The organism is Chromobacterium sp. ASV23 (assembly GCF_016428945.1).
GTDB lineage: Bacteria > Pseudomonadota > Gammaproteobacteria > Burkholderiales > Chromobacteriaceae > Chromobacterium > Chromobacterium sinusclupearum.
Genome location: NZ_JAELTR010000066.1, coordinates 1 through 20,016, shown reverse-complemented (window position 1 = coordinate 20,016; position 20,016 = coordinate 1). Strand labels below are relative to the sequence as shown.

22 protein-coding genes, 1 other RNA gene and 1 riboswitch are annotated in these 20,016 nt (G+C 65.1%); of the genes, 18 read left to right on the top strand and 5 right to left on the bottom strand.

Going from position 1 to position 20,016, the window contains the following annotated elements; genetic code table 11:
• The first annotated feature begins 297 nt into the window (after positions 1-297).
• The 6 genes from rfaE2 to speB all read left to right on the top strand — a co-directional run bounded on the left by rfaE2 (position 298) and on the right by speB (position 5,381).
• Positions 298-798: a D-glycero-beta-D-manno-heptose 1-phosphate adenylyltransferase gene (gene rfaE2, locus JHD59_RS19190; RefSeq protein ID WP_199155418.1), complete on the top strand. Its 501-nt coding sequence runs from the start codon at positions 298-300 to the stop codon at positions 796-798.
• Complete coding sequence (locus JHD59_RS19185; protein ID WP_199155417.1) at positions 795-1,760, top strand: biotin--[acetyl-CoA-carboxylase] ligase; 966 nt, start codon at positions 795-797, stop codon at positions 1,758-1,760. Before rfaE2 ends, JHD59_RS19185 begins: the two co-directional genes overlap by 4 nt.
• On the top strand, positions 1,757-2,470 hold the full coding sequence (locus tag JHD59_RS19180; RefSeq protein WP_199155416.1) for a type III pantothenate kinase: 714 nt from the start codon (positions 1,757-1,759) through the stop codon (positions 2,468-2,470). The genes JHD59_RS19185 and JHD59_RS19180 overlap by 4 nt, the downstream gene beginning before the upstream one ends.
• Entirely contained in the window at positions 2,470-3,261 is a 792-nt protein-coding gene (locus JHD59_RS19175; protein WP_199155415.1) for an SPOR domain-containing protein, read from the top strand. The genes JHD59_RS19180 and JHD59_RS19175 overlap by 1 nt, the downstream gene beginning before the upstream one ends.
• Before the next feature lie 112 nt (positions 3,262-3,373).
• Positions 3,374-4,180, top strand: coding sequence for a YoaK family protein (locus JHD59_RS19170; protein ID WP_103321415.1), 807 nt, complete (start codon positions 3,374-3,376; stop codon positions 4,178-4,180).
• Positions 4,181-4,412: 232 nt separating this feature from the next.
• Positions 4,413-5,381: an agmatinase gene (speB, locus tag JHD59_RS19165; RefSeq protein ID WP_043628956.1), complete on the top strand. Its 969-nt coding sequence runs from the start codon at positions 4,413-4,415 to the stop codon at positions 5,379-5,381.
• Positions 5,382-5,454: 73 nt separating this feature from the next.
• Here speB and cobS read toward each other — a convergent pair whose 3' ends face one another.
• From cobS to cobT, 3 genes are read right to left on the bottom strand one after another with little or no spacing between them, the layout of a single operon-like run.
• Positions 5,455-6,186 (bottom strand): adenosylcobinamide-GDP ribazoletransferase, encoded by a 732-nt coding sequence (gene cobS, locus JHD59_RS19160; RefSeq protein ID WP_199155414.1) that lies wholly within the window; start codon positions 6,184-6,186, stop codon positions 5,455-5,457.
• Positions 6,174-6,776, bottom strand: coding sequence for a histidine phosphatase family protein (locus JHD59_RS19155; RefSeq protein WP_199155413.1), 603 nt, complete (start codon positions 6,774-6,776; stop codon positions 6,174-6,176). Before JHD59_RS19155 ends, cobS begins: the two co-directional genes overlap by 13 nt.
• Entirely contained in the window at positions 6,773-7,807 is a 1,035-nt protein-coding gene (gene cobT, locus JHD59_RS19150; RefSeq protein WP_199155412.1) for a nicotinate-nucleotide--dimethylbenzimidazole phosphoribosyltransferase, read from the bottom strand. The genes JHD59_RS19155 and cobT overlap by 4 nt, the downstream gene beginning before the upstream one ends.
• Positions 7,808-8,186: 379 nt before the next feature.
• Positions 8,187-8,401, top strand: a riboswitch (cobalamin riboswitch).
• A 95-nt stretch (positions 8,402-8,496) separates the two neighbouring features.
• Between cobT and JHD59_RS19145 the strand changes: the two genes are divergently transcribed.
• From JHD59_RS19145 to JHD59_RS19115, 7 genes are all read left to right on the top strand, one after another.
• Positions 8,497-10,377, top strand: coding sequence for a TonB-dependent receptor (locus JHD59_RS19145; protein ID WP_199155411.1), 1,881 nt, complete (start codon positions 8,497-8,499; stop codon positions 10,375-10,377).
• A gap of 12 nt (positions 10,378-10,389) precedes the next feature.
• Complete coding sequence (cobU, locus tag JHD59_RS19140) at positions 10,390-10,917, top strand: bifunctional adenosylcobinamide kinase/adenosylcobinamide-phosphate guanylyltransferase (RefSeq protein WP_199155410.1); 528 nt, start codon at positions 10,390-10,392, stop codon at positions 10,915-10,917.
• Complete coding sequence (locus tag JHD59_RS19135; RefSeq protein ID WP_199155409.1) at positions 10,914-11,786, top strand: cobalamin-binding protein; 873 nt, start codon at positions 10,914-10,916, stop codon at positions 11,784-11,786. Before cobU ends, JHD59_RS19135 begins: the two co-directional genes overlap by 4 nt.
• 21 nt (positions 11,787-11,807) lie before the next feature.
• Entirely contained in the window at positions 11,808-12,017 is a 210-nt protein-coding gene (locus JHD59_RS19130; protein WP_043622343.1) for a hypothetical protein, read from the top strand.
• The gene (locus JHD59_RS19125; RefSeq protein ID WP_043622345.1) at positions 12,014-12,325 is read left to right on the top strand and encodes a cell division protein ZapA; all 312 of its coding nucleotides are present in this window, start codon (positions 12,014-12,016) and stop codon (positions 12,323-12,325) included. Before JHD59_RS19130 ends, JHD59_RS19125 begins: the two co-directional genes overlap by 4 nt.
• A gap of 25 nt (positions 12,326-12,350) precedes the next feature.
• Positions 12,351-12,533, top strand: a non-coding RNA gene (gene ssrS, locus JHD59_RS19120) — 6S RNA.
• 8 nt (positions 12,534-12,541) lie between these two features.
• Positions 12,542-13,153 (top strand): 5-formyltetrahydrofolate cyclo-ligase, encoded by a 612-nt coding sequence (locus tag JHD59_RS19115; RefSeq protein WP_233164403.1) that lies wholly within the window; start codon positions 12,542-12,544, stop codon positions 13,151-13,153.
• A 10-nt stretch (positions 13,154-13,163) separates the two neighbouring features.
• Here the strand turns inward: JHD59_RS19115 and JHD59_RS19110 are convergent, their stop codons facing one another.
• Positions 13,164-14,717 carry an oligopeptide:H+ symporter gene (locus JHD59_RS19110; protein WP_199155408.1) on the bottom strand — a complete coding sequence of 518 codons (1,554 nt, stop codon included), beginning with the start codon at positions 14,715-14,717 and terminating at the stop codon, positions 13,164-13,166.
• A 183-nt stretch (positions 14,718-14,900) separates the two neighbouring features.
• On the opposite strand from JHD59_RS19110, the gene JHD59_RS19105 reads away from it, so the two are divergent.
• Positions 14,901-15,173 carry a DUF1294 domain-containing protein gene (locus JHD59_RS19105; RefSeq protein WP_233164402.1) on the top strand — a complete coding sequence of 91 codons (273 nt, stop codon included), beginning with the start codon at positions 14,901-14,903 and terminating at the stop codon, positions 15,171-15,173.
• A gap of 9 nt (positions 15,174-15,182) precedes the next feature.
• On the opposite strand, the gene JHD59_RS19100 is transcribed toward JHD59_RS19105, so the two are convergent.
• Positions 15,183-15,335 carry a hypothetical protein gene (locus JHD59_RS19100; RefSeq protein WP_199155407.1) on the bottom strand — a complete coding sequence of 51 codons (153 nt, stop codon included), beginning with the start codon at positions 15,333-15,335 and terminating at the stop codon, positions 15,183-15,185.
• A gap of 129 nt (positions 15,336-15,464) precedes the next feature.
• Between JHD59_RS19100 and JHD59_RS19095 the strand changes: the two genes are divergently transcribed.
• The 4 genes from JHD59_RS19095 (at position 15,465) to leuS (ending at position 19,967) form a co-directional block, all read left to right on the top strand.
• Positions 15,465-15,923, top strand: a complete 459-nt coding sequence (locus JHD59_RS19095; protein WP_199155406.1) for an EVE domain-containing protein — start codon at positions 15,465-15,467, stop codon at positions 15,921-15,923.
• Positions 15,923-16,732 carry a sulfite exporter TauE/SafE family protein gene (locus JHD59_RS19090; protein WP_199155405.1) on the top strand — a complete coding sequence of 270 codons (810 nt, stop codon included), beginning with the start codon at positions 15,923-15,925 and terminating at the stop codon, positions 16,730-16,732. The genes JHD59_RS19095 and JHD59_RS19090 overlap by 1 nt, the downstream gene beginning before the upstream one ends.
• A 64-nt stretch (positions 16,733-16,796) precedes the next feature.
• On the top strand, positions 16,797-17,186 hold the full coding sequence (locus tag JHD59_RS19085; protein WP_199155404.1) for a hypothetical protein: 390 nt from the start codon (positions 16,797-16,799) through the stop codon (positions 17,184-17,186).
• Between the two features lie 162 nt (positions 17,187-17,348).
• On the top strand, positions 17,349-19,967 hold the full coding sequence (gene leuS, locus JHD59_RS19080) for a leucine--tRNA ligase (protein WP_199155403.1): 2,619 nt from the start codon (positions 17,349-17,351) through the stop codon (positions 19,965-19,967).
• The last annotated feature ends 49 nt before the right edge of the window (positions 19,968-20,016 follow it).

Genomic DNA, 20,016 nt, shown 5'->3' with positions numbered 1-20,016 from the left:
CCGAACAGGATCGTGAAACGCCTTAGCGCCGATGATAGTGTGGCATTCGCCATGTGAAAGTAGGACACCGCCAGACGCCCCATACGACAAAGCCCAGCTCACACGAGCTGGGCTTTGTGCTTTGCGCGCGCCGAATGCGCGACACCCGCCCCGACAGACACTGCCGGGGCTTTGGCGTTTCTGGGTGTTGGGCGGGAGCGGCTACGGTGGTATGCTTCGCAACTTACCCGTTTGGCGGCCAGGCGATTGATGGGGCGGTAATCCGCCGCGCCGGCCGGCTTTTACGCAAGGACATGCATGACTTATCCGTTGCCGTCGTTTGAAGACAAGATTTGCCCTGCGGAGCAGTTGGCCGACAAGCTGGCGGCCCTGCCGCGCCCCTTGGTATTCACCAATGGCTGCTTCGACATCCTGCACCGCGGCCATGTGACTTATCTGGCGCAAGCCCGCGCCCTGGGCGCCAGCCTGGTGCTGGGCTTGAATACCGATGCTTCGGTGAAGCGACTGGGCAAAGGCGATGACCGGCCGATCAACAACGAATACGACCGCGCGGCCGTGCTGGCGGCGCTGGAGAGCGTCAGCCTGGTGACTTGGTTCGATGCCGATACGCCGGCCGAGTTGATCGAGCAGGTGCAGCCCGACGTGCTGGTCAAGGGCGGCGACTGGAGCGTAGACAAGATCGTGGGCAGCGCACAGACGCTGGCGCGCGGCGGGCAGGTGCATTCCATCCCTTTTCTGTTCGATACTTCCACCACCAAGACGCTGAACAAGATCCGCGCCGCCGAGGACAAGGCGTGAGCGAGCACGCTTTCGCGGTGCTGCGCCACTTGTCGGACGGCCGTTTCCACTCCGGCGAGGACATCGCCCAGGCGCTGGGCTGTTCCCGCACGCTGGTCTGGCAGGCGGTGCACGCCATCGAGAGCGAGCTGGGGCTGACGGTGTTCAGCGTGCGTGGCCAGGGTTATAAGCTGGCCCAACCGTTCGCCTGGCTGGACGTGGCGGCGGTGCGCGCCGGTTTGAACGAGGCGGCGGCCGAGACTTTCACGCTGGCGGTGGCGGAGCGGACAGACTCCACCAATAGCCAGTTGATGGCGCGCGCCGGCAATGGCGGCTTGCATGGTTTGGTGCTGGCGTGCGAATTGCAGACGGCTGGCCGTGGCCGCTTGGGTCGCCGCTGGCAGGCGCGTCTGGGCGCGGGATTGACGTTCTCGCTGCTGTGGCGCTTCAATCGCGGCATGGCCGAGCTGGCTGGGTTGTCTCTGGCGGTGGGCGTGGCCTTGGCGCGCGCCTTGCGCAGCTTGGGCGCGCCGGTGCAGTTGAAATGGCCCAACGATGTGCTGCTGGATGGCCGCAAGCTGGCTGGAATTTTGATCGAACTGTCTGGCGACGCGCTGGGGCCGGCCGCAGTTGTGGTGGGCATCGGCGTCAATGTGGCCGATCCGGGCGAGGTGGATCAGCCGATTGCCACGCTGGAGCAGGCCGGCATCGCGCCTGAGCGCAACCGCGTATTGGCGGCCTTGCTCAATGAGCTGGAGCCGGTGCTGATGGATTTTGACCGCCATGGCTTTGCGCCGCTGCGCGAAGAATGGTGGCAGCTGTCCGCCCATCAGGGCGCGGCGGTGAGGCTGGGCTTCTCGCATGGCGAGCCGGTAGACGGCATCGCCAGCGGCGTGGCGGACAACGGCGCCTTGCAGCTGGAGACGGCGCAGGGCTTGCGGACTTTCCATATCGGCGAAGTCAGTTTAAGGGAACGCCGATGAAATTACTGATAGACGCCGGCAATAGCCGGGTCAAATGGGCGGTATACCAGGGCGTGGATTGTGTCGCCCAGGGCGCGGCCGAGCATCATGAGCTGGCTGGCCTGGCCGACGTCTGGCGCGATTTGCCGCTGGAAGGTGCCTGGATGTCGTCGGTGGCGCGCGGCGAAGTGGCCGAGGGCCTGGCGGCGGCTGTGCCATGCGCGCTGCATCGCGTTCATTCGGAACGTCGTTTTGGCGAGGTCTGTAACCATTATCGCAACACCGCGGAGCAAGGCGCCGACCGCTGGCTGGCTGTATTGGCCGCCCGCGAGATCTGCCGCAGCGACGTCATCGTCGCCTGCGCCGGCACCGCGCTGACGGTGGAGACGCTGACGGCCGAGGGCGACTACCTGGGCGGGCTGATCCTGCCGGGCCATGGCTTGATGCTGCACAGCCTGGCGCAAGGCACCGCCAATCTGAACCGGCAGGCCGGCGAAGTGGTGGCATTCCCGCAGGGCACGCCGGACGCGCTGGCCAGCGGCGCGATGGCGGCTTTGGTGGGCGCGATAGAAGGGCAGCGGTGCAAGCTGGCCGAGCGTACCGGCCGCGAGCCGGCAACGGTGATTCTGACCGGCGGCGACGCGGCGCGCATCGCGCCGTGGCTCGCGGCGCCGTTGCAGATCGTGGATAATCTGGTATTGATGGGTCTATTCAAGGTGGCGAACTCGTGATGAAGTGGTTTGTGGCGCTGGTGGTGGTGCTCAATCTTGTGGTGGCAATGTACGGCACGCTGAAACAGCGTCCGCCGTTGGACGTGCACGCCCAGGAGGTGAGCCCCGGCCAAGTGAAGCTGTTGCCGCCAAGCTGGAAGCCCGACGCCTCCGCCGCGCAGGCAAGCGCCCCCGTGGCCGCCGTGATCAAGGCCGCCTCCGCGCCGGAAGCCAAGCCGATGGCCAGCGCGGCCAAGGCGCAAGCCAAGCCTGCCGCCAAGGCCGAGGCATCCAAGCCGGCCCCAGCCAAGCCAGCGGAAAAGGCGGCGGAGCCGGCCAAAGGCAAGGCCGTGGCCTGCTACAGCTGGGGCGGCTTGAGCGACAGCCTGCTGGTCCGAGTGAAGGGCGGCGTGCCGCAGCTGAAACTGAAGTCCGGCCAGCTGCAGGAAGACAGCAAGGAGGAGAGCAAGGGTTCCGGCCGCTTCTGGGTGTACTATCCGCCGCTGGCTACCCAGGCCGAAACCAAGACGCTGTCGGCGGAGCTGAAAGACAAGGGCTTTACCAATTACATCGTCAGCAACGACGAGTTCAAGGGTAATCTGTCGCTGGGCCTGTTCAGCAAGGAAGACGCGGCCAAAACGCTGGTGGCGCGGCTGAAGGCGGCTGGTTACGACAAGGCGATGGTCAAGTCCAAGGAACAGACCAGCAAGCAGACCACGCTGACCTTCAAGGACTTGGACGCGGCACAAGCGGAACAGCTGAAAGCGTTGCAGAAGAAGCTGACGCCAGGCATCGCGCTGAAGGGGTGCTGAGCCAGGCAGACTTTGTGCGCAAAGTTTGATCCGGCGGCTTGCCAACCCTTTGTGTTGCGGCGCAATATCGATAACGGCGACAACAAGTCGCCGTTTTCTTTGTCACACACATATGGCCCGACACATCCACATCACGCGGCTGCTTGACCGCGGCCGTTTCAACGACAGGGTATTGCGCCAGCTGGGCTGGGCGATGGCCTTCATTGCAGGCGCCATCAACGCCGGCGGCTTCCTGGCGGTGCATCGCTACACCTCGCACATCTCCGGCATTGTTTCCGGCATGGCCGACGCCTGGGCCACTGGCGAAATCCGGCTGGCCCTATCGCTGCTGGTGATGTTGTGTTGCTTCGTCGGCGGCGCCATGCACAGCACCTGGCTGATACTGTGGGCGCGGCGGCAGCGGTTGCGCGGCGGTTACGGCGTGTCGATGATGGAGGAGGCGCTGCTGCTCCTGGTATTCGGCCTGTTGGGCGCGGGCTTGTCGCTGCACAAGGGTTTGTTCACGCCGCCTACAGTGATGCTGCTGTGCTTCATCATGGGCATGCACAACACCATTGTGACCAAGCTGTCCGGCGGCCTGCTGCGCAGCACCCACATGACCGGCATCGCCACCGACCTGGGCATAGAACTGGCCAAGATGAGCTATTACAACCGCGAGGGGCGCACGCGGGTGGCGGCGGTGCGTTCCAATCGGACCAAATTCCGCATCTATGGGCTGATTCTGCTGTCGTTCTTTCTCGGCGGCGTGGTGGGCGCCCTCGGCTTCAAGCATCTGGGCTTCGGCTTCACTTTGCCGCTGGCGCTGTTCTTGTTTCTGCTGGGGCTGCGGCCGGCTTGGTACGACGTCAAGCTGCGCTGGCGCTGGTGGCGCAGCCGCCAGTTCGCGCGCCGCATGAACACGGTGGAGCAGGGCGGCTGACGGAAATCGCCGTCGAAGCCGCAGTGCCGCCGTGGCGGCGGCGACAAATTTTCACCGTCGCGCCGCGTCTTCACTTGAACGTATTGTCCTGGCACGGCACACTTCGGGTTTCCGCGCCGCGGGGCGCGGCAGCCTCAAGCCGTCGGCTGTGCAAGATGGACGGCAATCGTCGCGAAATCATGCGGAATCAATACATTGACCGCTGGCGGCGTACTCTCGCCTGGAGAGTGGCATGAGTGATGAAATGATCTACGGCGACGGCGCCATTCGCCGTCAGGGCCTGTACGGCTCCTCCATCGAAAACACCTATGCGGGCGTGCTGTCTTTCATGCGCCGCAACTACAGCCGCAACCTGGAAGGCGTAGACGTGGTGGTGTCCGGCATTCCGCTGGATCTGTCCGTAACCTTCCGTTCCGGCGCGCGCATGGGCCCGCAGGCCATCCGCGCCGCCAGCGTGCAGTTGGCCGAACTGAAGCCGTATCCGTGGGGCTTTGACCCGTTTGACGACCTGGCCGTGGTCGACTACGGCGACTGCTGGTTCGACGCGCACAACCCGCTGACCATCAAGCCGTCCATCATCGAGCACGCCCGCACCATCCTGGCCTCCGGCGCCAAGATGCTGACTTTCGGCGGCGACCACTACGTCACCTATCCGCTGCTGATCGCGCACGCCGAGAAATACGGCAAGCCGCTGGCGCTGCTGCACTTCGACGCCCACTGCGACACCTGGCCGGACGACAGCCCGGACAGCCTGAATCATGGCACCATGTTCTACAAGGCGGTGAAGGAAGGCCTGATCGATCCGAAGAAATCGGTGCAGGTCGGCATCCGCACCTGGAACGACGACTTCATGGGCCTGAACGTGCTGGGTGCGCCGTGGGTGCACGACAACGGCGTGGATGCCACCATCGCCGAAATCAAGAAGACCATAGGCGACGCGCCGGTGTACGTGACCTTCGACATCGACTGTCTGGACCCGTCCGCCGCCCCGGGCACCGGCACCCCGGTGCCGGGCGGCTTGAGCACCGCGCAGGCGCTGAAGATCATCCGCAACCTGGGCGATCTGAACATCGTAGGCATGGACGTGGTGGAAGTGGCGCCTAGCTACGACCAGAGCGAAATCACCGCTCTGGCCGCCGCCCACATCGCCTGTGACATGCTGTGCCTGATGCGCAACAAGAAGGTGGAAGGCAAGCTGTAAGCGCGCTTGTGAAGAGAATGAACGAACGCCGCTCCCAGGAGTGGCGTTTTTGTTTGGCGGCGCTGCTTATCGCTCAGAACGCAAACGGCAGCCTGATCAGCAGCAAGGCCAGCAGCGCGATTTCGCAGATTTCCACGCCCGCGCCCAGGCAATCGCCGGTCATGCCGCCCAGCCGGCGCTTGAGGAAGGCCCACCAGGCGAGGCCAGCCAGCGGGGCCAGCAGCAGGGCTGGGGCCAGCCAGGCGGATGCCGCCAGCAGCGCGGCGCCGTTGAGCGCCAGGCCGAGATGATCGCGTTGCCAGCCGAAGCGCTCGCCGCTGCCCGGCGCGATGGCTGGCAGGGTGGCCGACCACAGCACCGCGAACCCGCGCGCCCAGGCCGGGATCAGCAGCAGCCCCCATGCGATTGCGCCGTGGCGGGCGATCAGCATCAGCAGCACCAGTTTGGCGACGACGGCGAGGATCAGCGACAGCACGCCAAAGCTGCCCAGATGCGGGTCTTTCAGCACTTCGAAGAAGCGTTCGCGCGAGCGGTGGGAGGCCCCCAGCGCGTCGGCCAGATCGGCCAGGCCGTCCAGATGCAGGCCGCCGGTGACGCCCACCCAAACCAGCAGCGCCAGCAGCGCCGCCAGCCAGGGATCCACCAGGCCGCCCAGATGCAGGGCCGTCAGCAGCAGCGCGCCGACGATCAGGCCGACGGCAGGGAACCAGCGCGCGCTGGCCGCCAGCCATTCCGGCCGGAAATCCGCCAGCTGCGGGGTGGGCAAGCGGGTCAGGAACTGCACCGCCAGAATCAGTCCGCGCATGAGGACTCCAGCCGCAGCAGGTAGGCCGGGTGGCCTTCCAGCATCGACAGCTGGGCGAAACCGCCGCGCTGCACCGTCATCAGCTTGGCCACGGAGAAATCGGTGCCCAGCAATTCCGCCATCAGCACGGTGATGACGCCGCCGTGCGTCACCAGCAAACGGTGGCTGCCGCGCGCCTCGCTCATCCAGTCGGCCAGGCCGGCCAGCACGCGGGTGCGGAACTGCTCGAAGCTCTCGCCGCCGGGCGGGCTGAGCCGGCCGTCCGCCAGTTCTGCCCCCCAGCCGGGGTGGCTGTGTTCCAGCTCGGACAACGGCTGGCCGTCCCAGTCGCCAAAGTCCATCTCGGCGAAGCGCGGCTCCACCTTCAGCGCCAGCGAGCCGGATAGCGCATGCTTGACGGCAAACTCGCGGCAGCGCTGCAGCGGCGAGGTGGCGATGGCGGTGACCGGCGCCAAGCTGCTGATGCGGCTCCAGCTGGCGTCGAGCTGGCGTTGGCCCAGCTCGGTCAGCGGCAGGTCGGTCAGGCCGATCAGCCGGCCGCCGTGTTCGATGTCGCCATGGCGCAGCAGGGTCAGGGTGTAGGGGTTCATGCGGACTTGCCGCTGATGCCGGCCTCCTCGAACGTGGCCATCTCGTTGTGCAGCTTGACCGCCATCTGCAGCAGCGGCACGCAGACCGCCGCGCCGGAGCCTTCGCCCAGGCGCATGCCCAGATCCACCAGCGGCTGCAGCTGCAGCGCCGCCAGCGCATGGTCGTGGCCGGCTTCTGCCGAGCGGTGGCTGGCCAGCAGCCAGTCGTGCAGCGAGGGGTCGATGGCCTTGGCGCACAGCGCGGCGGCGCTGGCGATGAAGCCGTCTACCAGCGAGGGCACGCCCAGATGGGCGCCTTCCAGGTAGAAACCGGCCATGGCGGCGATCTCCAGGCCGCCCAGCTCGGCCAGCGTGTCCTGGCCGCTGAGGTTTTCCCAGGCCACGCGCGCCAGCGCGGTCTTCACCACCCGCAGCTTGTTGGCCAGGCCTATGTCGTCGATGCCGGTGCCGCGGCCCACCACTAGTTCCGGCGACGCGCCGGTCAGCCGGCAGATCAGCGCGGCCGACGCCGTGGTGTTGCCGATGCCCATATCGCCGGCGATCAGCAAATTGGCGCCATCCCCCACCGCCCGGCGGGCGGCTGCGCGGCCGGCCTCCAGCGCCGCCTCGGTCTCCTCGGCGCTCATCGCCGTTTCCTTGGCCAGGTTGCGGCTACCGGCGCGCACCTTGGCATGGACGATGGGCAGCGCCGATACATCGCCGGTCACGCCTACGTCTACCACCTCCAGCCGCGCGTCCAGCGCGCGCGCCAGCACGCAGATGGCGGCGCCGCCATTGGCGAAGTTGCGCACCATCTCGGTGGTGACGGCGGAGGGAAAGGCCGACACGCCCTCGGCAGTGACGCCGTGGTCGCCGGCGAACACGGTGATGGCTGGGCGCAGGGCATCCGGCCGGGCGCGGCCTTGCCAGGCGGCGAAGCGGCAGGCCAGCTCCTCCAACTGCCCCAGGCTGCCGGGCGGCTTGGTCAGGACGGCCTGGCGGGCGCGGGCGGCGTTGCGGGCGGAAAGATCCAGGGGTTTGCTACGATTCATGTTCTGGCCTGCTGGGATGGATGATCATGGAATGTTGTCGACGCGCATGGCTGGCCGCCGGACTCTAGGGGCTGTTGACGTTTGGTGGGCGGTCGCGCCGGGATGTATTTTTCGCCGAATCGAGGCGTTTCGCGCGCCGCATAGTCATTCTCTGCCAGCGCGGAACAACGAAGAGTCGGCGCGGAAAGGCGCCCGGCCCTGCGGGTTTGGCCGCTTTGGGCCGGAAGCCGCGTTGCCCAGCCCTTGCATAGAATGACTATGCGTCGGACTGTGCGCCTTGCTTCCGGCCCAAATCGGCGCAAACGCGATCCACTCACCAAACGTCAACAGCCCCTAAGCATATTACCGCTTGGCCGGTGCCGCCAAAACCCCGGCGGGTTATAATCGCCGCCTTGCAGGTGTCCGCGCCGCGCCTTTATCCAGGCGAGCGCGGGTGAAACGGGAAGCCGGTGTGAAGCCGGCGCTGCCCCCGCAACGGTAAGGCCTGGCGCGATACGCGCCCAGGCGACGCAGCAAGCCACTGTCCGATAGGATGGGAAGGCGCGTCGCCGGCATGGCCCAGCCCGGAGACCGGCCTGCAGAGCCCCGGCCGGAAGCCGGAGGAACACTGGAGTATCGCGGGGAGGCGATCCGACAGACGATTCCGGCTGCGCCGCGACCCGTTCTCTTGCCCTCTTCGCACTCTGACGATGTCCCCTTGCGGGAAGCTATCAATCCGTGGAGTGTGTTTCATGTTTCAGCCCCAAACTTGCGCCTTTGCCGTAGCGCTGGCCTGTGCCGGCGCGGCCCATGCCGCCGATGTGCCGGAATTCGCCGGCGACCCGGTGATCGTGACGGCGAGCCGCATCGCGCAGCCATTATCCAAAACCTTGGCCGACGCCACGGTCATCACTCGCGATGAGATCGAGCAAAGCGGCGCGCAAACATTGCAGCAAGTGCTGTCCCGCCAGGCGGCGATCAGCACTACCGCCAATGGCGGTCCCGGCACCAGCAGTAGCATCTTCATGCGCGGCACCAACTCAAACCATACCGTAGTGCTGGTGGACGGAGTCCGCATCTCCTCGGCGACGTTCGGTACCACGGCCATGCAGAACATTCCCTTGGCCCAGATCGATCATATTGAAATTCTGCGCGGTCCCGCGTCGAGTTTGTACGGTGCCGATGCGATTGGAGGCGTGATCCAGATTTTTACCCACAAGGGTGAGGGCGAGCCGCGGGTTAATGCCGCGGTGGAAGCCGGTAGCCGCGGCACGGGCAAATTGACGGCCGGGGTAGATGGCAAGACAGGCAATACGGCTTACAGCCTGCAAGTGAGCCATGATCAGTCCGACGGTTTCTCTGCTACCAACTCCTTGAATCAATATTCATATAACCCGGATAAGGACGGCTACCGAAACGACAGCTACAGCGCCAATGTGACGCAAACGCTGGCTCCGGGGCATGATTTGACGCTGCGTCTGTTCCAGACCTTTGCCCGAGCCGATTTTGACCAGAATCCGGTAGGCCAGGACTGGACCGATACCCGTCTCACAGGGCAGAGCCTGGAGTCCCGCAACCGTTTCTCCGATATCTGGACCAGCACTCTGCGTTTCAGTCATAGCCAGGACAAGCAGGAAACCTTCAGTGACGCGACCGGCGGCCAGCGCAACAGCTTGTACCAGACGACCCAGAACGAATGGACTTGGCAGAACGATCTGACCACTGCTTGGGGCAAGTTCGTGCTGGGCGCAACCCATAATGATCAGAAGGTGAGCAGCAGCAGCGCGTATACCAAGACCACGCGTACCCAGAATGCCGGGTTCGCCACTTACCAGCTGGAACTGGGCACTAGCCTGCTGCAGGCTAGTGTGCGCCGTGATCATGATGACCAGTTCGGTGGCAAGACTACTGGCAAACTGGATTACGGCTACCGTTTTGCCGAAGGATGGTTGGTGCGGGCGGGGTATGGCACGGCTTACAAGGCGCCGACCTTCAATGACCTGTATTACCCGTTGGCGTTTGGCTATCAAGGCAATCCAAACTTGAAGCCGGAGAGCGCAATCAATACGGAGTTGGGTCTGGAGTATCGTCACCAGGGCAGCACTTTCCGCCTGACAGGCTTCCACAACCAGGTCAGCAATCTGATCTCTTACGGTTCGCTGGGCAATGGCATCGGCACCATGCTCAATGTCAACCGCGCCACCATCCGCGGGGTGAGTCTGGAAGGACAAACCAAGCTGGCAGAGTTCGATTTGGGCGGCAACCTCACCTTGTTGGATGCGCGTGACGACAAAACGGGCCAATGGCTGGCCTTCCGTCCGCGTCAGAGCGCCAACTTCACCGCCAGCCGCGATTGGGGGCGCTGGACGGCCGGTATGGAGCAGCAAGTCGCCTCGGTTCGTTATGACAACATTTCCAATGTGACGCTGCATGGTTATGGCGTGACCAATGCCTATGTCGATTACCGCTTTGCCAAAAACTGGACTGCAACCGCCCGAGTGGAAAACCTGTTCGATCGCGAGTACCAAACGGCCTACGGCTATAATACTGGCGGGTTGGGAGCCTTCTTGGGCGTCCGTTACCAGCAGTAAATAAGGACGGAAATGCCACACCTCATCACCGGCGGCGCCCGAAGCGGCAAGAGCCGCTACGCAGAAGAACTGGCCCGCCAGCACGCGGGGCCGGTGTGTTATCTGGCCACCGCCGAGGTGCTCGATCCCGAGTTCGCGCGGCGGGTGGAGCGGCATCGCGCCCAGCGGCCCAAGCATTGGGCCGTGGCCGAGTGCGGACGCGGCCTGGCGGTGGCCATTGCGGCGCGCGACATGCCGGGCGGCCTGTTGGTGATCGATTGCCTGGGCATGTGGCTGATGCGCTTCTTCGGCGCGGCCGGCCTCGACGAGAACGAGTACGTGGTGGAGCGCGACGCGTTGCTGGCGGCGCTGGGCCGGCTGGCCGGCGAGGTGCTGCTGGTCAGCAATGAGGTGGGCTGGGGCGTGGTGGCGGACGATGCCGAAACCCGCCGTTTTGTCGACGAATTGGGCCGGCTCAACCAGCTGGTGGCTTCGCGTTGCGACAGGGTCACTCTGGTGGCCTGCGGCTTGCCGCTGGCGCTGAAAGGCGGGCGGGCATGAGATTATGGCTCCTCCTGGCCAGCCTGTTGCTGGCCGGTGCCGCGCGCGCGGCCGTCAGCGTCGAGGATGGTTCGGGGCAGATGGTCACGCTGACCAAGCCGGCGCAACGCATCATCAGCCTGGTGCCGCACGCCACCGAGTTGCTGTTCGCCGCCGGCGCCGGCGGCAAGGTGGTGGCCACCGTCGAATACAGCGACCACCCCGCCGCCGCGAAGAAGCTGCCGCGGGTGGGCAGTTTTACCGGTTTCAGCCTGGAAGCGGTATTGCGTCTGCAGCCTGACCTGGTGGTGGCGTGGCAGGATGGCGGTTCGCCGCGCGAGCTGGAGCGGCTCAAGCGGCTGGGCGTGCCGGTATTCATCAGCCATCCGCTGCAGCCGGGCGATGTGGCGCTGGAAATCGACAAGCTGGGACGCTTGGCCGGCACCGAGGCCGCCGCCGCGCGCGCCGCGCTGCAATACCGGCAGCGTCTGGCCGCCTTGCAGCAACGCTATGGCGGCCGCGCGCCCGTGCGGGTGTTTTATCAACTGAGCCAGGCGCCGATCTTCACCGTCAGCGGCAAGAGTTACATCGATGCGCTGATCCGCACCTGCGGCGGCATCAATGTGTTCGCCGATCTGTCGCTGCCGGCGCCGCAGGTGTCCACCGCCTCGGTCGTGGCGGCGCAGCCACAGGCCATCATCGCGACGGACAACGCCACGCTGGCGATGTGGCAGCGCTGGAAAACCTTGCCGGCCGTGGCTGGCGGCGCATTGTTCGCGCTGTCTGACGACGCCATCAGCATTCCTGGGCCGCGCATGGTGGATGGCGCTGCCGCGCTGTGCGCCCGTCTGGACACGGCGCGGCAGCGGCTGGGTTTGACGGCCAACTAGCGGCCCGTTATCCTCGCCGCCATGGACAATGAACTGGAATATCTCGAATCCCGCGTCGCGGCGCTGGTTGGCCGCATTCGGGAGCTGGAAACCCAGAACGGCCGTTTCGCCGAGGCGCTGTCCGAAGCGCTGAAGGAAAACGCCGAGCTGCATTTCCGCGTCAATGAAACCCGCAACCGGGTGGCCGCGCTGGTGGCGCGCCTGCCGGCTGCGCCGGAGGATGAGCAATGAGCGACGTGGTTCAGGTCGACATCGAACTGCTGGGACGCCATTTCACCATCGGCACCCCGGAAGGCGAGCAGGAAACCCTGCGCGAGGCGGTGCGTTTGCTGGAAGGCAAGATCGCCACCATCCAGCAGCATGGCAAGGTGATGGATGCCGACAAGATCGCCATCATGGCCGCGCTGAACATCGCCCATGACTTGCTGAAAACAAAAGTGGGAGAAGGCTTGGAGATGGCGGCGTTTCAGCGTAAAATACGCGGCATGAGCGAAGCCGCTGACGAGGCGCTTCGCCAGAGTCAACAGCCGCTGTTCTGACAAGGCGGCGCACTACAGGTCAGTTTATCCCCTGCGGTGTTCGTGACGGCACACAATTCCTTTGTACCAATGCGTTCGCTTTTGGCTGCCAGCGTGAGACATGGGTGAGACGCGTCCCTTGCGGATGCGCCCGAAATGTCTGGCAGGCGGCCCCTCCTGGAAACAGGGTACAAGCGAATTTAGCCCGAACGGCACTCGCGGGGGTCTCCCCCCCCCATGACCTCGTCCACCACTGCAATGACTTCCATCGACAAGCAGGCGCTCAGGCGCCGGATTCGTCGCGCCCGCATGGCTCTGTCGCCCGCGTACCGCGCCGCCTCTGCCCGCGCAATCGCGCGCCACGCGTCGCGCCTGCTGAAACGCGGCAAGCGCGTCGGCGGCTATCTGGCGTCCGGTTCCGAGCTGGATCTTTCCGAGTTGCTGAATGCCGCGCTGTGGCGTAACGGGCAGGTCTATCTGCCGCAGATTCCGCGTCGCGGCCGGCGGCTGTGGTTTACCCGGCTGGGCGCCGCCGATCGCTGGTATCTGCATCCGCGCTATCGCATCCTGGAATACGCCGGACAGCGTTTGCGCGCCGAGCGGCTGGACGTGATCTTCGTGCCCTTGCTCGCGGTGGACCGCGACGGTTATCGCATGGGGCAGGGCGGCGGCTTCTACGATACCACCCTGGCTTTTCGCCGCCGTCACCGCTTGAGCGGCCGGCCCTTGCTGGTGGGCGTGGCTTTCGATTGCCAATTGGTGGACGCGGTGCCGCGCGAAGCGTGGGATGTGCGGCTGGATTACCTGTTGACCGAATCCGGCCTGCGGCGGCTGCCGCTGGCCGGATAGCTCAAGCCGGTCAGACCGCGCGGTAGTGGCTGACTTCGCGGTAGCGGCGCGCGTACAGGCCAAACAGCCCCGCCGCCAGTAGCGCGATCGCGGCGAAGAAGAACATCAGGAAGGCCTCCAGGCTCAGGCCGCTGGCCGCCACGGTGCTCTTCATCGCGGCGCTGGCCACGCCGGCGTTGATCAGCAGCACCCACAGGTTGCCGACGGTGGTGGACAGGCCCCAGAAGCTCATCAGCGTACCCTTCATCGACAGCGGCGCCTGGCTATAGGCAAACTCCAGGCCCGTGGCCGAAACCAGCACCTCGCCCATGGTCAGCAGCGCGTAGGGCAGGATCTGCCAGGCGATGGACAGGGCGTTGCCGCCGTCAATCTGCAGCTGCATCATGCCCACCACAATCCAGGCCAGCGCGCTGAATACGATGCCGGCGGTCATGCGGCGCAGCGCGGTCGGCTCCAGGCCGAAGCGGCGCAGCGCCGGGTACAACACCAGATTGTTGAACGGGATCAGCAGCATCACCAGCGCCGGGTTCAGCGCCTGCATCTGCGACGGCGCGAACCATTCCGGCTTGCTCATGAAGCCGGCCTGGATCACCCAGGTGGAGGCTTTCTGGTCGAACAGCGACCAGAACGGTGTCACCAGCGAGAAGATGATCAGGATGCGCAGCACCGAGCGCACCCCTTCTATCGCCTCTTCCGGATGCAGCGCTCGCACCGCTTCCAGCTGCCAGCGGGCGGCCAAGCTTGCGCCGGCCATCACCAATACGAAGGCCAGGCAGAAACCTGCCACCAGGCCCAGTTCCAGATTGAAGCTGCACCACGCGGCCAGCGCCACGCTGGCGGCGAACAGCCAGCCGCCGCGGCGGCCGTTGGCCGGCGTCAGGATGGCCGACTTCACCACCTGCCAGAACGAATGCGGATCCTTGGGCGCGGGCGGCAGGATCACGTAATGCTTGCGGCCCAGCCAGAAGATGACCAGCGCGATGAACATCAGCACGCCGGGGATGCCGAAAGCCACCGACGGGCCGTAGGACTTCAGGAAGATAGGCATCAACAGCGAGGCGAACAGCGAGCCGAAATTGATGATCCAGTAGAAGGAATCAAACACGATCTTGGCCAGATGCTTGTTCGATTCATCGAACTGATCGCCGCAAAACGACGACACGCAGGGCTTGATGCCGCCGGAACCAATGGCGATCAGCGCCAGGCCGGCGTAGAAGCCGTTCAGGTTGTTCTCGAACAGCGCCAGACAGGCGTGGCCCACGCAATACAGCGCGCTGAAGATGATGATGGTGTTGTACTTGCCCCATAGGCGGTCGGCCAGCCAGCCGCCCAACAGCGGGAAGAAGTACACCCCGATCATGAAGTTGTGGAAGATGTGCTTGGCCTCGCCGGCGCGCATGTCTTCCGGCAGATACAGCAGCAGCGAGGTGGTGAGGAAGGCGGTGAGGATGTTGCGCATGCCGTAGAAGCTGAAGCGCTCGCAGCCCTCGTTGCCGATAATGTAGGCGATCTGGCGCGGCATGGCGCCGCTGCCGGCAGGCGCCTGCGTCGTGACGGTGGTCATGGGACGGTTTCTCCCGAATCGGTTGAACGTGCAAGGCCCCGGACACGCCGGGGCATCATTGTTGTGCGGACCATGATAACGGCGGCGTGGCGGGCTTCTGTTGGGAATCTGGTAAACCGCAGTTACAAAATTCTGCTGTTTTGCCGTTAGGAGGCCACAATGGGATTTGGCATGGAGGGGAAGATGAAAATCGCCGTATGTAGCTGGCTGATGGTGGCCAGTTTGCTGACGTTCATCGTCTATTGGCGCGACAAACGCGCCGCGCGGACCGGGGCTTGGCGCACGCCGGAGGCGACGCTGTTGCTGCTGGGCCTGGCGGGAGGCTGGCCTGGCGCTTGGTTGGCCCGGCACGGCTTGCGGCACAAGACGCGCAAGCAGCCGTTCCGCGCGCTATTCTGGTTCAGCGTATTGGCCAATCTGGCGCTGTCGTGGTGGCTCTGGCGCGCATTGGCCTAACCCATGGCATCAGCGCCAACCATAATGCGGACCGTAGTAGTACGCCGGCGTTACCGGCACCACCACGGCCGGCCGCACCACAACCGGCGCGACGCGCGGCGGCTCCACCACGCAGCCGCTGAGGCTGCCTATCAGGGCGATGGCCAGTATCCTAGTCTTCATTTTCACGCTCTCCCGAATCGACAGATAGGGCAAAAAAACTGTCCTGCTGAAACCAGCATACGGGCCAATCTTTCCAGTAAGATTGAGCAAGTCTTTCCCTTTACCCTCAGCGATTAACATATATTGTCCATGCGCTATTGGCTGATGAAGTCCGAACCGGACGAAACCTCGATCGACCACCTGGCTGCCGAACCGCAGCGCGGGTTTGAGTGGACGGGCGTTCGCAATTACCAGGCGCGCAACTTCATGCGCGATGAGATGCAGCCCGGCGATCAAGTGCTGTTCTGGCACTCATCCTGCCCGGAGCCGGGCATCGCCGGCCTGGCTGAAGTGGCCGCGCCGGCGCATCCGGACTCCAGCCAGTTCGACCCCGAAAGCCCCTATTACGACCCCAAATCCGACCCAGCCCAGCCGCGCTGGCTGTGCGTGGACGTACGCTTCGTCAAGAAGACGCGGCTGGTGTCCCCGGCAGAGCTGCGCCAGCATCCGCCGCTGGAAGGCATGACCGTGCTCAAGCGCGGCAACCGCCTGTCCATCACGCCGGTGACGGCGGAGGAATGGGGCTATCTGATGCGCGAGGTGTTGTGATGCTGACGCTGCCCTTGCTTGCCGCCCTGCTGGCCTGCGGCGTGGTGGCTGGTTTCATGGCGGGGCTGCTGGGTGTCGGCGGCGGGCTGATCATCGTGCCGGCGCTGGGCTGGGCCCTGGCGGCGGGGCATCTGGGCGGCGCGCATGCGCAGCACCTGGCGGTAGGCACTTCGCTGGCGGTGATGGTGTTCACCAGCGCGTCCAGCGTGCGCGCCCACCATCGCAAGGGCGCGGTGGATTGGCGCATCGTGCGCGGCATGGCGCCGGCCATGGTGGTGGGTACGCTGCTGGGCAGCCTGATCGCCGGCTGGATTTCCGGCGCGGCGTTGAAATGGTTTTTCGTGATCTATGCCTACGCGGTGGCGGCGCAGATGCTGATCGGCAAGCAGCCCAAGGGCGGGCGCGAGATGCCGGGCCCTGCCGGGCAGGGCGCCGCAGGCAGCTTCATCGGCATGGTTTCCAGCTGGGTGGGCATAGGCGGCGGCTCGATGAGCGTGCCGTTCATGACTTGGTGCAATGTGCCGGTGCATACCGCCATCGGCACCAGCGCGGCGCTGGGCTGGCCCATCGCCATCTCCGGCGCGGCCGGCTATCTGATCAGCGGCTGGCGGGCGGAGGGGCTGCCGTGGGGCAGCGCCGGTTTTGTTTATCTGCCGGCCATGCTGGCGCTGATGCTGATGACGGTGTTGCTGGCGCCGCTGGGCGCGCGGGCGGCGCACCGGCTGCCGGTGCCGCGGCTGAAAAAGGTGTTTGCCTTGCTGATGGCGACGATGGCCAGCGAGATGCTGTATCGCCTGCTGCTCGGCTGAGCGCCGGCAACCTTGTCCGCCGGTCTGTGGTCGAACCCGTTTGACCAGGATGAAAGGACGACGCGTGTTTCAATATGCGATTGTGTGTGCGTCGGCGCTGCTGACGGCCGCGCCGACGGCTTTCGCCTACAGCGACGAGGCCAGGCTGCCTTTCGTCGGCAAGCCGGGGGAGTTGCCGCTGGAAGTGGCGTTGCGCTTCGCCAAGAACCGGCTGGGCGAGGACGGCCGTTTCGAGTACGCCGCGCTGAAGGCGATCCAGACCAGCAAGCCGGAAGCGTTCGACCAGGCAAGCATCACGCTGATCCGCGAGGGACTGATGGACGACAGCGTCAAAGGCGTGCGCCAGCGCTTCGAGCTCAGCCGCGAGGAGAATGTCTGGACGCTGCGCGCAGTGAAGGAAGACTTCTCTTGCCGGCGCGGGCGCAAGGGCTGGGGGCTCCAGCCCTGTCCTTGAGGCGGCATGCGCCAAGCAATTGTTTTTTGGGTCTTATCGCCGATGCGAAGACGCCGTTATAATGGGGCAATCATTTTGCGGACGGGCTGACCGGATGCATGCGCGCAGATCGCGCTCCGGGCAGCCCGCCTTTTGTATTTCAGAGTCCAGACAAAGATCGCCATGCAAGAACAATACAGCCCGAGCGCGGTGGAAGCCGCCGCCCAACAGAAATGGCAGAAAACTGCCGCCTTCAAGGCCGTGGAAGACGCTTCGCGTCCCAAGTACTACGCGCTGTCGATGTTCCCGTACCCGTCCGGCAAGCTGCACATGGGCCATGTGCGCAACTACACCATCACCGACGTGCTGGCCCGCTTCAAGCGCCTGCAGGGCTTCAACGTGCTGCAGCCCATGGGTTGGGACGCCTTCGGCCTGCCGGCCGAGAACGCGGCGATGAAAAACGGCGGCGCGCCGGCGGCGTGGACCTACGCCAACATCGAATACATGAAGAAGCAGCTGGACAGCCTGGGCTTCGCCCTGGACTGGGAGCGCGAGCTGGCCACCTGCAAGCCAGACTACTACCGCTGGGAGCAGTGGCTGTTCACCCGCCTGTTCGAGAAGGGCGTGATCTACAAGAAGAACGGCGTGGTCAACTGGGACCCGGTGGACCAGACCGTGCTGGCCAACGAGCAAGTGGTGGACGGCCGCGGCTGGCGCTCCGGCGCGCTGGTAGAAAAGCGCGAAATCCCGATGTACTACTTCCGCATCACCGACTACGCCGAGCAGCTGCTGGCGGACCTGGACAAGCTGGACGGCTGGCCGGAGCAGGTCAAGACCATGCAGCGCAACTGGATCGGCAAGAGCTTCGGTTCCGACGTGGTGTTCCCGTACGACGAGGCCAGCATCGGCCATAAGGGCGAGCTGAAGGTCTACACCACGCGTCCGGACACGCTGATGGGCGCCACCTACGTCGCCGTCGCCGCCGAACACCCGCTGGCCACCCAAGCCGCGGCTGGCAATGCCGAGCTGCAGGCCTTCATCGCTGAATGCAAGGCCGGCTCGGTGGCCGAGGCCGACATGGCCAAGATGGAAAAGAAGGGCATGGACACCGGCCTGTTCGTGATCCACCCGCTGACCGGCGAGCGCTTGCCGGTATGGGTGGCCAACTACGTGCTGTGGGGCTACGGCGAAGGCGCGGTGATGGCCGTGCCGGCGCACGACGAGCGCGATTTCGAGTTCGCCAACAAATACCAGCTGCCGATCAAGCAGGTGATCGCGCTGGTATCCGGCGACGGCGAGTACGACGCCGCCAACTGGCAGGAGTGGTACGGCGCCAAGGATGACACTGTGAAGACGGTCAATTCCGGCAAGTACGACGGTCTGGGCTACCAGGCCGCCTTCGACGCCATCATCGGCGACCTGCAAGCCAAGAACCTGGGACAGAAGAAAACCCAGTACCGCCTGCGCGATTGGGGCATCAGCCGCCAGCGCTACTGGGGCTGCCCGATTCCCATCATCCACTGCGCCAGCTGCGGCGACGTGCCGGTGCCGGAAAAAGACCTGCCGGTGACGCTGCCGGAAAACGTGATTCCGGACGGCGCCGGCTCCCCGCTGGCCAAGATGCCGGAATTCTACGAAACCACCTGCCCGAAGTGCGGCGGCGCGGCCAAGCGCGAGACCGACACCATGGACACCTTCGTGGAGTCCAGCTGGTACTACGCGCGCTACGCTTCGCCGAAGTGCGACACCGCGATGGTGGACAAACAGGCGGCTGATTACTGGCTGCAAGTCGACCAATACGTGGGCGGCATCGAACACGCCATCCTGCACCTGCTGTACGCGCGCTTCTTCCACAAGCTGATGCGCGACGAAGGCCTGGTGTCCAGCGACGAGCCGTTCAAGAGCCTGCTGACCCAGGGCATGGTGGTGTGCGAAACCTTCTATCGCGACCTGCCCAACGGCACCAAGGACTGGATCGCGCCGCAGGACGTCATCCTGGAACGCGACGCCAAGGGCAAGATCATCGCCGCCAAGCACCGCGTGGACGGCCAGCCGGTGGTGGTGGGCGGCATCGAGAAGATGTCCAAGTCCAAGAACAACGGCGTGGATCCGCAGGAGTTCATCGAGAAATACGGCGCCGACACCGCGCGTCTATTCATGATGTTCGCCGCGCCGCCGGAGCAGAGCCTGGAGTGGTCCGATGCCGGCGTGGAAGGCGCGTTCCGCTTCCTGAAGCGCCTGTGGAAAACCGCGCGCGAGCATGTCGAAGCCGGCGTGGCGGCGCCGTACAGCGCGGGCGAGCTGAACGCCAGCCAGAAGGAACTGCGCTTCAAGCTGCACAGCACCATCCAGAAAGTGGCCGACGACTACGGCCGCCGCCAGCAGTTCAACACCGCCATCGCCGCGGTGATGGAGCTGTTGAACGCCTATGACAAGGCCGACACCGCCGGCGACATCGGCCGCGCCGTGGCGCAGGAAGTGCTGGAAGCCGTCACGCTGCTGCTGTCGCCCATCGTGCCGCACGTCTGCGACGGCATCTGGAGCGCGCTGAAGCCGGGCACCGAGCTGTTGGCGCAAGCCTGGCCCAAGGTGGACGAGGCCGCGCTGGTGAAGAGCGAGATCGAACTGATGGTGCAGGTGTGCGGCAAGCTGCGCGGCAGCGTCACCGTGGCCGCCGACGCCGCCAAGGACGCGATCGAAGCCGCCGCGCTGGCGCATGAGAACGTGCAGAAGTTCATGGAAGGCAAGCCGGCCAAGAAGATCATCGTGGTGCCGGGCCGCCTGGTGAACATCGTCGTTTAATCCTATCCTGACGCGCGGCGCGGGGCAGCCTGGCTGTTCCGCGCCGTTT

Coding starts and splice junctions, on each gene's coding strand:
- JHD59_RS19125 (WP_043622345.1), top strand. CDS start 12,014: ATGAGCGACGTGGTTCAGGTCGACATCGAACTGCTGGGACGCCATTTC.
- JHD59_RS19110 (WP_199155408.1), bottom strand. CDS start 14,717: ATGACCACCGTCACGACGCAGGCGCCTGCCGGCAGCGGCGCCATGCCG.
- cobS (WP_199155414.1), bottom strand. CDS start 6,186: ATGCGCGGACTGATTCTGGCGGTGCAGTTCCTGACCCGCTTGCCCACC.
- cobT (WP_199155412.1), bottom strand. CDS start 7,807: ATGAATCGTAGCAAACCCCTGGATCTTTCCGCCCGCAACGCCGCCCGC.
- JHD59_RS19145 (WP_199155411.1), top strand. CDS start 8,497: ATGTCCCCTTGCGGGAAGCTATCAATCCGTGGAGTGTGTTTCATGTTT.
- JHD59_RS19115 (WP_233164403.1), top strand. CDS start 12,542: ATGACCTCGTCCACCACTGCAATGACTTCCATCGACAAGCAGGCGCTC.
- JHD59_RS19175 (WP_199155415.1), top strand. CDS start 2,470: ATGAAGTGGTTTGTGGCGCTGGTGGTGGTGCTCAATCTTGTGGTGGCA.
- JHD59_RS19155 (WP_199155413.1), bottom strand. CDS start 6,776: ATGAACCCCTACACCCTGACCCTGCTGCGCCATGGCGACATCGAACAC.
- JHD59_RS19100 (WP_199155407.1), bottom strand. CDS start 15,335: ATGAAGACTAGGATACTGGCCATCGCCCTGATAGGCAGCCTCAGCGGC.
- speB (WP_043628956.1), top strand. CDS start 4,413: ATGAGTGATGAAATGATCTACGGCGACGGCGCCATTCGCCGTCAGGGC.
- JHD59_RS19135 (WP_199155409.1), top strand. CDS start 10,914: ATGAGATTATGGCTCCTCCTGGCCAGCCTGTTGCTGGCCGGTGCCGCG.
- leuS (WP_199155403.1), top strand. CDS start 17,349: ATGCAAGAACAATACAGCCCGAGCGCGGTGGAAGCCGCCGCCCAACAG.
- rfaE2 (WP_199155418.1), top strand. CDS start 298: ATGACTTATCCGTTGCCGTCGTTTGAAGACAAGATTTGCCCTGCGGAG.
- JHD59_RS19090 (WP_199155405.1), top strand. CDS start 15,923: ATGCTGACGCTGCCCTTGCTTGCCGCCCTGCTGGCCTGCGGCGTGGTG.
- JHD59_RS19095 (WP_199155406.1), top strand. CDS start 15,465: ATGCGCTATTGGCTGATGAAGTCCGAACCGGACGAAACCTCGATCGAC.
- JHD59_RS19170 (WP_103321415.1), top strand. CDS start 3,374: ATGGCCCGACACATCCACATCACGCGGCTGCTTGACCGCGGCCGTTTC.
- JHD59_RS19180 (WP_199155416.1), top strand. CDS start 1,757: ATGAAATTACTGATAGACGCCGGCAATAGCCGGGTCAAATGGGCGGTA.
- JHD59_RS19130 (WP_043622343.1), top strand. CDS start 11,808: ATGGACAATGAACTGGAATATCTCGAATCCCGCGTCGCGGCGCTGGTT.
- cobU (WP_199155410.1), top strand. CDS start 10,390: ATGCCACACCTCATCACCGGCGGCGCCCGAAGCGGCAAGAGCCGCTAC.
- JHD59_RS19105 (WP_233164402.1), top strand. CDS start 14,901: ATGAAAATCGCCGTATGTAGCTGGCTGATGGTGGCCAGTTTGCTGACG.